The sequence below is a fragment of the Bradyrhizobium sp. USDA3516 genome (genome assembly GCF_057651995.1).
Window position 1 is genome coordinate 469,329 of the sequence record NZ_JBYGYN010000003.1, and the last position, 11,564, is coordinate 480,892.

At 65.5% G+C, this 11,564-nt stretch carries 13 protein-coding genes; 10 read left to right on the plus strand and 3 right to left on the minus strand.

Annotated elements, in window-relative coordinates; translation table 11 throughout:
* The first annotated feature begins 91 nt into the window (after window positions 1-91).
* From yihA to dapE, 8 genes are all read left to right on the plus strand, one after another.
* Complete coding sequence (yihA, locus tag AC24YW_RS12465) at window positions 92-745, plus strand: ribosome biogenesis GTP-binding protein YihA/YsxC (protein WP_487483005.1); 654 nt, start codon at window positions 92-94, stop codon at window positions 743-745.
* On the plus strand, window positions 745-1,110 hold the full coding sequence (locus AC24YW_RS12470; RefSeq protein ID WP_487483302.1) for a DUF423 domain-containing protein: 366 nt from the start codon (window positions 745-747) through the stop codon (window positions 1,108-1,110). The genes yihA and AC24YW_RS12470 overlap by 1 nt, the downstream gene beginning before the upstream one ends.
* Before the next feature lie 252 nt (window positions 1,111-1,362).
* Window positions 1,363-2,250: an acetylglutamate kinase gene (gene argB / locus AC24YW_RS12475; RefSeq protein WP_487483006.1), complete on the plus strand. Its 888-nt coding sequence runs from the start codon at window positions 1,363-1,365 to the stop codon at window positions 2,248-2,250.
* 77 nt (window positions 2,251-2,327) lie between these two features.
* The gene (locus AC24YW_RS12480; protein WP_487483303.1) at window positions 2,328-3,314 is read left to right on the plus strand and encodes a DUF1036 domain-containing protein; all 987 of its coding nucleotides are present in this window, start codon (window positions 2,328-2,330) and stop codon (window positions 3,312-3,314) included.
* Between the two features lie 14 nt (window positions 3,315-3,328).
* On the plus strand, window positions 3,329-4,021 hold the full coding sequence (locus tag AC24YW_RS12485; RefSeq protein WP_487483007.1) for a pyrimidine 5'-nucleotidase: 693 nt from the start codon (window positions 3,329-3,331) through the stop codon (window positions 4,019-4,021).
* A gap of 235 nt (window positions 4,022-4,256) precedes the next feature.
* Window positions 4,257-5,102, plus strand: coding sequence for a 2,3,4,5-tetrahydropyridine-2,6-dicarboxylate N-succinyltransferase (gene dapD / locus AC24YW_RS12490; RefSeq protein ID WP_298244734.1), 846 nt, complete (start codon window positions 4,257-4,259; stop codon window positions 5,100-5,102).
* A gap of 259 nt (window positions 5,103-5,361) precedes the next feature.
* Complete coding sequence (locus AC24YW_RS12495) at window positions 5,362-5,967, plus strand: DUF805 domain-containing protein (protein WP_487483008.1); 606 nt, start codon at window positions 5,362-5,364, stop codon at window positions 5,965-5,967.
* Entirely contained in the window at window positions 5,964-7,130 is a 1,167-nt protein-coding gene (gene dapE / locus AC24YW_RS12500) for a succinyl-diaminopimelate desuccinylase (RefSeq protein WP_487483009.1), read from the plus strand. Before AC24YW_RS12495 ends, dapE begins: the two co-directional genes overlap by 4 nt.
* A gap of 164 nt (window positions 7,131-7,294) precedes the next feature.
* Here the strand turns inward: dapE and truA are convergent, their stop codons facing one another.
* The 3 genes from truA to def all read right to left on the minus strand — a co-directional run bounded on the left by truA (window position 7,295) and on the right by def (window position 9,733).
* Complete coding sequence (truA, locus tag AC24YW_RS12505; protein ID WP_487483304.1) at window positions 7,295-8,032, minus strand: tRNA pseudouridine(38-40) synthase TruA; 738 nt, start codon at window positions 8,030-8,032, stop codon at window positions 7,295-7,297.
* A gap of 111 nt (window positions 8,033-8,143) precedes the next feature.
* Window positions 8,144-9,067, minus strand: coding sequence for a methionyl-tRNA formyltransferase (gene fmt, locus AC24YW_RS12510; protein ID WP_487483010.1), 924 nt, complete (start codon window positions 9,065-9,067; stop codon window positions 8,144-8,146).
* Window positions 9,068-9,205: 138 nt separating this feature from the next.
* A complete protein-coding gene (gene def / locus AC24YW_RS12515; RefSeq protein WP_487483011.1) occupies window positions 9,206-9,733 on the minus strand; it encodes a peptide deformylase in 528 nt (175 codons plus the stop codon).
* 169 nt (window positions 9,734-9,902) lie between these two features.
* Between def and AC24YW_RS12520 the strand changes: the two genes are divergently transcribed.
* The gene (locus AC24YW_RS12520; RefSeq protein ID WP_487483012.1) at window positions 9,903-11,102 is read left to right on the plus strand and encodes a DNA recombination protein RmuC; all 1,200 of its coding nucleotides are present in this window, start codon (window positions 9,903-9,905) and stop codon (window positions 11,100-11,102) included.
* A gap of 133 nt (window positions 11,103-11,235) precedes the next feature.
* The gene (locus AC24YW_RS12525; protein ID WP_487483013.1) at window positions 11,236-11,538 is read left to right on the plus strand and encodes a GIY-YIG nuclease family protein; all 303 of its coding nucleotides are present in this window, start codon (window positions 11,236-11,238) and stop codon (window positions 11,536-11,538) included.
* Window positions 11,539-11,564 lie beyond the last annotated feature (26 nt).

Sequence of the window (11,564 nt, forward strand, 5' to 3'; positions counted from 1 at the left end):
AAGGCCCGGGCATCCACGTTTTTGAAGCTTGCTCCGTGAAGACGTGGATGGCCGGGACAAGCCCGGCCATGACGCGAGGATAGACTTTCAGATGACCGACAAGTCAGACGACAAGCTGATCGAGGCCGGGCGCAAGCTGTTCGCCCGCGACTGGCAGTTCATCTGGGCCTCGCCTTCGATCGCAACGCTGCCGCCGATGGCGGGGCTGGAGATCGCCTTCGCCGGGCGCTCCAATGTCGGCAAGTCGAGCCTGATCAACGCGCTCACGGGGCGCAACGCGCTGGCGCGCACCTCGCATACGCCGGGCCGCACCCAGGAGCTGATCTTTTTCGAGGTCCCCGGCAAGAACGACCTGCGCCTCGTCGACATGCCCGGCTACGGCTATGCCAAGGCGCCAAAGAGCCAGGTCGCGTCCTGGACCGAGCTGATCCACAAATTCCTGCTGGGACGTGCCAGTCTGGCGCGCGTCTACGTGCTGATCGATGCGCGGCACGGCATCAAGGACGTCGATCTCGAGGTGCTTAAGACGCTCGACCGCTCCGCGGTCAGCTACCAGATCGTGCTGACCAAGGCCGACCAGGTGAAGGCCGCCGAGCTGCAAGCGCGCATCGCCGAGACCGAGGCCGCGCTCGCCAAGCATCCGGCCGCGTTCCCCACCGTGCTCGCGACCTCGTCGCGCAGCGCGACCGGCATGGCCGAGCTTCGTGCCGCGATGGCGAAGCTGCTGGAAGAGCGGGCCTCGTGATGCCAGCGCAGCGCCTGCTGATCGGGCTTGCCGGCTTGATGGGCGCCGCCGGCGTCGCGCTGGCCGCCGCCTCCGCCCATGGCGCGGACGCGAGCCGTCTTGCCTCCGCCAGCGCCATGCTGCTGTTTCATGCAAGTGCCATACTTGCGACCGTCGCCTTGCTCGCGCGCGGCCTTCTGCACGGCGGAATTGGGCTCGTGGCGGCGTTCGGCTTCGCGATCGGTGCCGCGCTGTTCGCAGGCGACCTCTCCTTGCGGCAATATGCCGGGCATGCGCTGTTTCCGATGGCGGCGCCGACTGGTGGGATGGTGATGATCTTGGGCTGGGTGGCGGTGACGCTGGCCGCAGTGGTGGTGCGGAAGTGACGCTTTCTCTTACACTCCCCTGGAGGGGGAGGGTCGCTACGCATGCAGCGAAGCGGAATGCGTAGCGGGGTGGGGTGACGGTCTCTCCACGTCGCACACTGCCCGTGTTGAGAGATCACCCCACCCCGCTCGCGCTGCGCGCGATCGACCCTCCCCCTCCAGGGGAGGGTAAGGACGAACACCACACTTTGCGCCACGCCCACCAATCGGATAGAACGCGCAACCGACCGACCCGCCAGCGAGACCCGCGACATGACCGACATCTCTCCGCTCGACCAGGCCCGCATCCTGTCCGAAGCGCTGCCGCACATGCAGCAATATGACGAGGAAACCATCGTCATCAAATATGGCGGCCATGCCATGGGCGACGAGGAGACCGCGAAGAACTTCGCCCGCGACATCGTGCTGCTCGAGCAGACCGCGATCAATCCGGTGGTGGTGCATGGCGGCGGGCCGCAGATCGCGACCATGCTCAAGCGCCTCGGCATCGTCTCGGAATTCGCAGCCGGCCTGCGCATCACCGATGCCGCGACCATCGAGATCGTCGAGATGGTGCTCGCCGGATCCGTCAACAAGCAGATCGTCGGCTACATCAACGAGGCCGGCGGCAAGGCGGTGGGCCTGTCCGGCAAGGACGGCAACATGGTGAAGGCGACCAAGACGACGCGCACCATCGTCGATCCGGATTCGCACATCGAGAAGGCGGTCGATCTCGGCTTCGTCGGCGACCCCGAGAAGGTCGACCTCACCTTGCTGAACCAGCTGATCGGCTACGAGCTGATCCCGGTGCTGGCGCCGCTCGCAACCTCCAAGGACGGCCAGACGCTGAACATCAACGCCGATACCTTTGCGGGGGCCGTCGCCGGCGCGCTGAAAGCCAAGCGCCTGCTGCTGCTCACCGACGTGCCCGGCGTGCTCGACAAGTCGAAGAAACTGATCCCGCAGCTCTCGGTGAAGGACGCGCGAAAGCTGATTGCCGACGGGACCATCTCCGGCGGCATGATCCCGAAGGTCGAGACCTGCATCTACGCGCTGGAGCAGGGCGTCGAGGGCGTCGTCATCATCGACGGCAAGATGCAGCACGCGGTGCTGCTCGAGCTCTTCACCAACCAGGGCACGGGCACGCTGATCCACAAGTGATGCGGGAGCGGAAAAGGAAAGCCGTCATGGAGCGAAGGGAGCAGCGCCACCGCCGCTCCCCCCTCACCCGCTTCCTGATGACGCTGCCTGCGGCCGTCGTCTCCTTCTTCTTCTCCTCGGCGCCGGCGATCGCCGACCTCAAGATCTGCAACCGCATGTCCTATGTGGTCGAGGCCGCGATCGGCATCGACGACAAGGCGGCCACCGCGACGCGCGGCTGGTTCAGGATCGATCCCGCCGCCTGCCGCGTGGTGGTACAGGGCACGCTGACCGCCGACCGCATCCTGCTCAACGCCCGCGCGCTCGGTGTCTACGGCGCGTCCCCGATCCCGCAAAGCGGCAACGACATGCTATGCGTCGCGCAGGACAATTTCGTCATCGCGGCTGCGCGGCAGTGCCGCAGCGGCCAGACCCAGGTTCCCTTCACGCAGGTGACGCCGACGCAAGGTGCGGACGGCAACCTCGTCGCCTATCTCGCCGAGGATTCCGAATATGACGACGAGCAGGCGCGCCTCGCCGGCATCCAGCGGCTGCTGGTGATCGCAGGCTACGACGCAGCCCCGATCGACGGCGTCGACGGGCCGAAGACGCAAGCCGCCCTGGCCGCCTTCCTGAAGAGCCGGGGCCTGTCGTCGGACATCGTCGGGTCGCAAACCTTCTTCAAGACCATGGTCGATGCGGTGCAGACGCCGTCCGCGACCGGCCTCACCTGGTGCAACGACACCCCGCACAAGGTGATGGCGGCGATCGCGACCGACGACGGCAAGGCGGTGACCAGCCGCGGCTGGTATCGCATCGATCCCAAGACCTGCCTGCACCCCGATGTATCAGGCCAGCCGAAGCAGATCTTCAGCTTCGCGGAAGCGGTCGACGCCGACAACCGAATCGTCAAGCTGAAGGACAAGCCGCTGAACTGGGGCGGCGACCGGCAGCTCTGCACGCGCGAGACCAAGTTCGAGACCAGCGAGCAGACCGATTGCACCGCGCGCGGCTTTGCGCCGACGGGCTTCGGCGCGGTAGACATGTCGAGCGGCGGCAAGACGCTGCGCTTTGCCGTGCCGTGAGCGAGGGACTTCTGATGCGCCCACCCCGCAGCTTCAGCCATGTCGACACCTGGGTGTTCGACCTCGACAACACGCTCTATCCGCATCACGTCAATCTGTGGCAGCAGGTCGATGCGCGGATCGGGGAGTTCGTCTGCAACTGGCTGAATGTCGGCCCGGAGGAAGCGCGGGCGATCCAGAAGGACTATTACCGGCGCTTCGGCACCACGATGCGCGGCATGATGACCCTGCACGGCGTCTCCGCCGACGACTATCTCGCCTATGTCCACAAGATCGACCACTCGCCGCTGGAGCCGAACCCGGCGCTCGGCGCGGCCATCGCAAAGCTGCCGGGCCGCAAGCTGATCCTCACCAACGGCTCGGTCGACCATGTCGATGCCGTGCTGGCGCGGCTCGGCTTCGCCGGCCATTTCGAGGCCGTGTTCGACATCATCGCCGCCGAGTTCGAGCCGAAGCCGGCGGAGCAGACTTACCGGAAATTCCTCGGCCAGCATGCGGTCGATCCGACTCGCGCCGCCATGTTCGAGGACCTCGCCCGCAACCTCACCGTCCCTCATCAGCTCGGCATGACCACGGTGCTGGTGGTGCCCGACGGCACCAAGGAGGTGGTGCGCGAGGATTGGGAGCTGGAAGGCCGCGACGCCGCCCATGTCGACCACGTCACGGACGATCTGGCGGGGTTTTTGGCGGGGCTGTCGCCCCAATGACCGAAGTCATCCCGGGGCGCGAAGCGAACCCGGGATCCATAACCACAGAGAGTGGTTGTGGCGCGAGATCGATAACTCCGAGTCCTCGCCAAATGACCGCCTGTGGTTATGGGTCCCGGGCTCGCGCTTCGCGCGCCCCGGGACGACAGTGGAGTTTGCCTTGACTCCACCCCTGCAAATCCCGAAAAAGCGCTCCAATTCTCGCGAAACCACGCGCTCCCCAGAGGAAATCACGATGTCCCTTGCAGCCCTCGAATCCACCATCAACAGCGCCTTCGACGCGCGTGACGGCATCTCGACCTCGACCAAGGGCGAGGTGCGCGAGGCCGTGGACCAGGCGCTGGAGACCTTGGACAAGGGCGAGGCGCGCGTTGCCGAGCGCGGCGCTGACGGCAAGTGGAAGGTCAATCAATGGCTGAAGAAGGCCGTGCTGCTGTCGTTCCGCCTCAACGACATGGACGTCATTGGCGGCGGCCCGGGCAAGGCGAGCTGGTGGGACAAGGTGCCCTCGAAGTTCGAAGGCTGGGGCCCGAACCGCTTTCGCGATGCCGGCTTTCGCGCGGTGCCGGGCGCGGTGGTGCGCCGCTCGGCCTTCATTGCCAAGAACGTCGTCTTGATGCCGTCCTTCGTCAATCTCGGCGCCTATGTCGATGAGAGCACCATGGTCGACACCTGGGCCACCGTCGGCTCCTGCGCGCAGATCGGCAAGCGCGTGCACATCTCGGGCGGCGCCGGCATCGGCGGCGTGCTCGAGCCGCTGCAGGCCGAGCCCGTCATCATCGAGGACGATTGCTTCATCGGCGCGCGCTCGGAAGTCGCCGAAGGCGTGATCGTGCGCAAGGGCGCGGTGCTGGCGATGGGCGTGTTCCTGGGCGCCTCGACCAAGATCGTCGACCGCGAGACCGGCGAGGTCTTCATGGGCGAAGTGCCGGAATATTCCGTGGTGGTGCCCGGCGCGTTGCCAGGCAAGCCGATGAAGAACGGCCAGATCGGCCCGAGCACCGCCTGCGCCGTCATCGTCAAGCGTGTCGACGAGCGCACGCGCTCCAAGACCAGCATCAACGAGCTGCTGCGGGATTGATAAGATTCTCTCCTCCCCCTCTCCCCGTTCTTACGGGGAGAGGGTTGGGTTGAGGGGCCTCTCTCCACACGCTGGATCGTCGAGAGACCTGTACCCCCTCACCCGGATCGCACCGGACGATGCTTCGCATCGCCGAGGCGATCCGACCTCTCCCCGCAAGCGGGGCGAGTGACCCGCGGCACCAGCCTGCCCGTCGAACCCACCCTCCCTCCATCGCGACCAATTTCCGGGCGGCCCCGTTCCGCCCGGAGCCGCTCGCATGCGCTGGACCTGGTACCTTTTCCGCTTCGACGGGCGCATTGGCCGCGCCAAATTCTGGCTGGCCGGGCTGATCATCCTCTGCTGGATGGTCTTCATGGCGGCAATCGTGGTGGCGTTCGGCGCCCGCTCGTTCGCCTTTTCGATCAGCGACATCTTCAAGGCCTTCGACCCAGACACGTATCGCGCGCTGTCGCGCGCCGATCTCCCGCTGATCCTGACCAAGCTGATCGGCACGCCATTGTTCACGTGGGTGTTCGCCGCGGCCTTCGTCAAGCGTCTCCACGACCGCGGCAAGTCCGCCTGGTGGCTGCTCTCCTACTTCGTGATGCCCGGTCTGTTCAAGCAGTTCGAAGAGCGGCTTCCAGACAGTTACTGGATAGCGCCAATCGCGCTGGCCTGCTTCGTCCTCCTCCTGGCCGGCTTCGTCGAGACCGGCTTCCTGCGCGGCACCCGGGGGCCCAATCGTTTCGGTCCGGATCCGTTGGCCGAGAACGACTCCTCGTCGACGCCGCCTGCGAGACGCTGGGACCAGCGCCGCGAGATCGAAATTGTCCCGCCCAGTGCTAGCCCACCCGGCGGCATGCATGTTAAGCGGGGCGCATGACCGATGCTCTCTCCATTGCCCGCGACCTGATCCGTTGCCCCTCAGTCACTCCGGCCGATGCCGGCGCGCTCGGGGTGCTCGAAAAAATCCTGACCGCTGGCGGATTCACCTGTCACCGCGTGACGTTCGGCGAGGAAGGCACCGCCGACGTCGACAATCTCTATGCGCGGATCGGGACCGACGGCCCGCACCTCACCTTCGCCGGCCACACCGACGTGGTGCCGCCCGGCGACGAGAGCGCCTGGAGCGTCGGCGCGTTCTCCGGCGAGGTGAGGGACGGCGTGCTGCATGGCCGCGGCGCGGTCGACATGAAGGGCGGCATCGCCTGCTCGGTCGCAGCCGTGCTGGAGCATCTCGCCGCCAACGGCGGCAGGCCGCGCAGCGACGGTAAGGGCTCGATCTCGTTCCTGATCACCGGCGACGAGGAAGACGTCTCGATCAACGGCACCATCAAGCTGCTCAAATGGGCTGCCGAGCGCGGCGAGAAATTCGACCATTGCGTGCTCGGCGAACCCTCCAACGTCGAGACGCTCGGCGACACCATCAAGATCGGCCGGCGCGGCTCGCAGTCCGGCACGCTCATCGTCGACGGCGTGCAGGGCCACGTCGCCTATCCGCACCGCGCCTCCAATCCGGTGCCCGACATTTCGCGGCTGATCGTCGCGATCTCCGACGAGCCGCTCGACCATGGCAGCGCGCAATTCCAGGCCTCCAATCTCGAATTCGTCTCGGTCGACGTCGGCAACAAGGCCTTCAACGTCATCCCCGGCGAGGCCCGCGCAAGATTCAACATCCGCTACAACGACAACCACACCCAGGCGAGCTTGCGCGAATTGGTCGAAACGCGCCTCGCCAAAGCCTGCGGCAACCGCATCAAGGCGCGCATCGTCTGGGAGCCCTCCAACTCCAACGTGTTCGTGACCAAGCCGGGACCGTTCACCGACCTTGCGGTATCCGCGATCGAGGAGGTGACGGGGCGCAAGCCCGAGCTGTCGACCTCGGGCGGCACGTCGGATGCGCGATTCATCTCTAGCTATTGCCCGGTCATCGAGTTCGGCCTCGTGGGCCAGACCATGCACCAGATCGACGAGCGCGTGCCGGTCAAGGATCTGGAGAAGCTGACGAAAGTGTATCGCGGGATTTTGGCGCGGTATTTTGGGTAGAGGTCGCGCTGCCCCTGAATTTACAGCTGTCATCGTCCGCGAAGGCGGACGATCCAGTATTCCACCACCGTCAGTGATTGAACCGGGAGGCCGCGGCGTACTGGATTCCCCGCCTTCGCGGGGAATGACAGCGGTGACGTGGCAAAGGGCGTCTAACCCCCTCGCTAATAATCCACCTTCATTAAATACAGCCCCTCCGGCGGCGCCACGATGCCGCAGGCGGCGCGGTTGCGGGCTGCGAGTGCGGCGGACAGATCGTCCGCGGTCCAGCGGCCCTCGCCGACCCAGACCAGGGATCCCACCATCGATCGCACCTGGCTGTGCAGGAACGAGCGTGCCGAGGTGATGACGTTGATCTCGCGACCGTCGCGAATCACGTCGAGCTGGTCGAGCGTCTTCTCCGGCGATTTGGCTTGGCACTCGGTGTCGCGGAACGTGGTGAAATCATGCTTGCCCAGCAGGCGCTGCGCCGCCGCATGCATGGCGTCCGCATCGAGCTTGCGCGGCACGCGCCAGGCGTGGCCGACGTCGAGCGCGAGATTGGCGCGGGTGTTGACGATGCGATAGCGGTAGTGGCGCTTGACCGCCGAGAAGCGCGCTTCGAAATCGTCTGGCACGATCTCCGCCTCGAGCACCGCGATCGGGTGCGGGCGCAGATGCGCGTTGAGCCCGTCGCGAAACCGCCCCGGCGGAAATTGCTTGTCGACGTCGACATGGGCGACCTGGCCGCGCGCATGCACGCCGGCATCGGTGCGGCCGGCACCGTGCACGCGCAGATCCGCCCCGGTCATCGCCTTCACGGCCGCCTCGAGCGCGCCCTGCACCGACGGCAGCGTGTCCTGCACCTGCCAGCCGAAGAACGGCGCGCCGTCATATTCGATGGTGAGCTTGTAGCGGGGCATCGATCCGATTTGATCCAGTGTCATTGCCGGGCCTGCCCCGGCAATCCATCGCCTGGAAAGAGTCTTGGTGGAAGATGGATACGCGGGTCAAGCCCGCGTATGACGGGTGGGCTAGCTGAACCTCGATCCCGACTTCACCGGCACGCCGCGCAGGAAGTCCGTGGCCTGCATGCGCGCCTTGCCTTCGCGCTGAAGCTCGATGATGCGGATGGCGCCGTCGCCGCAGGCGACGGTGAGGAGATCGTCGAGCACCTCGCCAGGGGCGCCGGAGCCCTTGGCCAATTCGCAGCGCAGGATCTTGACGCGTGCATTGTCGAGCTCGGCCCAGGCGCCGGGGAACGGCGACAGGCCATGGATGTGACGCAGCACCGCGCGCGCCGGCTTTGTCCAGTCGATCCGCGCCTCGGCCTTCTCGATCTTGGCGGCATAGGTGACGCCGTCCTCGCTCTGTACCTTGAGCTGGAGCCCGCCGCGTTCGAGCGCGGCCATCGCGCGCACCATCAGGTCCGCCCCCAGCCGGGACAGGCGATCGTGCAGGTCGAGCGCGGTCATGTCGTCCGTGATCGCGATGCGCTCGGCCATGGCGACGTCGCCGGTGTCTAAGCCGACATCCATCTTCATCACCATCACGCCGCTCTCGGCGTCGCCTGCCATGACGGCACGGTTGATCGGCGCAGCGCCGCGCCAGCGCGGCAACAGCGAGGCATGCAGATTGTAGCAGCCGAGTTTCGGCGCATCGAGGATCGCCTGCGGCAGGATCATGCCGTAGGCGACGACGACGGCCGCATCAGCCTCAAAGGCGCGAAATTCTTCGAGCGCCTCCTGCGTCTTCAGCGTCTTCGGCGTCAGCACGGGAATGCCGAGCTTTCGCGCGGCTTCCTCGACCGGGGTCGGCTGCAATTGCAGGCCGCGCCGGCCGCCCGGCTTGGGCGCGCGGGTGTAGACGGCCGCGATCTCGTGGCCATGCGCGACCAGCTCGAGCAGCGTCGGCACGGAGAAATCGGGCGTGCCCATGAAGATGAGGCGAAGGGGCATCGGACGAAGGAATCCTTGAAAACGAGCAAGGTACTCGTCATGGCCGGGCTTGTCCCGGCCATCCACGTTCTTCCTGCTCGGGCGGCCAACAACGTGGATGCCCGGCACAAGGCCGGGCATGACGGCGGAGGATGTGGCCTACTCCGCCGCGCGCTTGGCGGCTTTCTCGAACTTCTTCATGACCCGGTCGCGCTTGAGCTTGGACAGATAGTCGACGAACAAGACGCCGTTGAGATGGTCGATCTCGTGCTGGATGCAGGTGGCGTAGAGGCCTTCTGCATCCTCCTCGTGCACCTTGCCGTCGAGATCAGTGAAGCGCACGCGCACCTTCGCGGGACGCTCGACCTCCTCGTAATATTCGGGGATCGAGAGGCAGCCTTCCTCGTAGACCGACAGTTCCTCGGACGAGGCGATGATCTCAGGGTTGATGAAGACGCGCGGGGCGTGCTTGGTCTCGCCGCTCTCGTCGCGCTTGGCCAGATCCATGGTGATCAGACGCAAGGGTTGCGCGACCTGGATCGCCGCCAGCCCAATGCCGGGCGCGTCGTACATGGTCTCGAACATGTCGTCGGCAAGCTTGCGGATCTCCGAAGTGACCTTCTCGATCGGCTTGGAGACCAGACGCAGCTGCTTGTCGGGCAGGATGATGATTTCTCTGAGGGCCATGGCCGCGATTTAAGCCGCGCGCCGGATACGGTCAATGCGGCCCGGAACCCGTTAACCGCTCGCTAACCATAAAACTTCGCCTTTCGTTAACCATGAATATTAGGGGGCGGTTAACCCAGGACGTTCTCTCTTCGTTCGCGAGAGCCCAACGAATCGGCTACAAGGCGGCATGAACGAGATCATTGTCATGCTGGGCGACTGGCCGGTGCGCATCGTCGATGCGCTGATCGGCTTCGGTGCGCTCGTCCTCATCCTGCTGGTTGTGATTGCGGTCGTGATCGCGCGCTCGGGTCGGCGTGGCGCGGAACTCGCCATGGCGAACGCGATCCGGGCCGACGAGCTCGAGGAACGGCTGAGCGAGGTGCTGCGGGCGCAGAGCGAGTCGTCGGGCCGGGTCGACGCCATGACCCAGGCGCTGGCCGGCCGCCAGGCCGAGATGGCGCGGGCGGTCAACGAGCGGCTGGATTCGGTGACGCATCGGGTCGGCCAGTCCATGGAACATTCGACCCGCAACACCATGGAGAGCCTGCGCGCGCTGCATGAACGGCTCGGCATCATCGACAACGCGCACAAGAACCTCACCGACCTCACGACGCAGGTGACGACCCTGCGCGACGTGCTCGCCAACAAGCAGTCGCGCGGCGCCTTCGGCCAGGCGCGGATGGAGGCGATCGTCCAGGACGGACTGCCGAAGGGGTCCTACGAGTTCCAATTCACGCTCTCGACAGGCAAGCGCCCGGATTGCGTCGTGTTCCTGCCCGACCAGCGCCCGCTCTGCATCGACGCAAAATTTCCGCTGGAGGCGATGACGGCGCTGCACGACGCCCGCACCGACGAGGAGCGGCGCGTTGCCACGCAGCGCCTACGCAGCGACGTGATGAAGCATGTCAGCGACATCGCCGAAAAATATCTCGTCACCGGCGAGACGCAGGAGATGGCGCTGATGTTCGTGCCGTCGGAATCGGTCTATGCCGAGATCCATGACGGCTTCGATGACGTGATCCAGAAGGCCTATCGCGCCCGCGTCGTGCTGGTGTCGCCGTCGCTGCTGATGCTGGCGATCCAGGTGATGCAACAGATCATGAAGGACGCGCGCATGCGCGATGCCGCCGACCAGATCCGTACCGAGGTGATCAAGCTCGGCGACGATTTGGGGCGCCTGCGCGACCGCGTGCTCAAGCTACAAAAGCATTTTGCCGACGTGAACGAGGATGTCCGCCAGGTGCTGATCTCCGCCGACAAGATCGAGAAGCGCGCAGGGCGCATCGAGGAGCTCGATTTCAGCAAGAGCGATGCGCCGGAGGCGCCGCGGCTGGTGGCGACGGGGGCGGCCGAGCTGTTTCCGCGGAAGCTCCAGGCGGGGGAGTGACTCGAGGCACGCCGTCATGCCCCGCGCAGGCGGGGCATCCGGTACCCCGTGACAGTCGTTGTTGAGCTGAGGTGCTGGTGATTACTGGATCGTCCGCCTTCGCGGACGATGACAGCAGAATGGGAGGCGACAGATGGGCACACGCCACTATTATGTGTACATTCTCGCCAGCAAAATCGGCGGCACTCTGTACATTGGCGTGACGAACGACCTCATTCGCCGGGTGGCAGAGCACAAGTCAAAGGTGATCGAGAGCTTTACAGAGAAGTATGACGTTGCAAGGCTGGTTTATTTCGAGCAATTCGATGACCCCGAGAATGCGATCAAGCGCGAAAAGCGGTTGAAGAAGTGGAACAGGGCATGGAAGGTTCGACTGATCGAGCAGCATAACCCGACCTGGGATGATCTGTATCCCGGGATAGCCGGGCCACCATGATGCTGTCATGCCCCGCGCAGGCGGGG